Below are 1,010 nucleotides of genomic sequence, written 5' to 3'. Positions count from 1 at the left end.
TCAATCGCTCTACCATCTAACTCAAGGGTAATATCTAAATTGTTCTTAATTTCAGGTGGTGTGTATTTTGTCACTTCACCTGTCGATGTATCTCTAAACGTAAAATCAGGGGTGATGGTTTTTACATCATTACTATCTACAGCGCCTTGACGCATATCATCAACACCTAACCAGCCGCCAACACTTGATTTTGTGTCATCCCATGCATTACCTAGCGAACCATTTTTATATGACTCATAAAGCATCACACCCGGGTGCATTGAATAACCACTCATAATGGCTGGCTTAGCGGCATTTGATGGATTTTCTATCGCGCTCTCGATAAAGCTTTTGTTGTCGTCAATAAAATTGCCGAAAGCATCTAATATTCCGTTAATGCCTGGTAACATGCTTGTTGCCAGAGAGTTTCCAATACCCTCAATTCTTAACTGAAGTTCTGCTATCTGTTTGTTATATTCTCGTGCTGACTCCGTGGCTTTTGTAAAATCACCTGTCAACTCTGCTACTCGTGCAATGTTTTGATCTAAAGCCTGTCTACCGCCCCTCAATGACTGCATGACCGCATCAGAAAAACCGAAAGACTCTTGCAAAATACGTTGCTGGTCTTTGTTTAGCTCAGGCGTTAACTCAGCCAGTATTTTGATAAATTCTTCACTATCTTTGGCTTGTGTTAATGCAGTGGTATCAATACCAGCTAAGGCGATATTTTGAAAATCACCAAAGTCACCTTTTACTCTGAAATTGGTTAAAGCTGTTTCAACACGTTTTAAGGCTTGCTCTGCTTCGCTGGCTTCACCGCCAAGCATGGTTAGCGCACCGCCATAGTCATGCACAAACTTGGTGGATGCATCCATGCCAGACGTTGATAGGTTAAGTTTATCTATTCTGCTTCCAGCGTTAACAGCAGCAAGACCAGCGCCGACCATAGCGCTCACCATTGCCGCGCCAGCAAATCCCGCCTTTGTTCTGAAGCTATCTAAGCCCTTATCAACTTTCTCAGAGCCTTTATC

General features: G+C 42.9%; 1 protein-coding gene. It reads right to left on the bottom strand.

What is annotated here, in order from left to right; genetic code table 11:
* On the bottom strand, positions 1-1,010 hold a 1,010-nt coding region (locus tag B4K20_RS01105), incomplete at both ends, for a hypothetical protein (RefSeq protein ID WP_289281569.1).

Source organism: Methylophaga sp. UBA5088 (assembly GCF_002414625.1).
Taxonomy (GTDB): Bacteria; Pseudomonadota; Gammaproteobacteria; order Nitrosococcales; family Methylophagaceae; genus Methylophaga; species Methylophaga marina.
The sequence above is the reverse complement of the archived record's forward strand: the minus strand, read 5'-3'. Positions and strand labels throughout refer to the sequence as shown.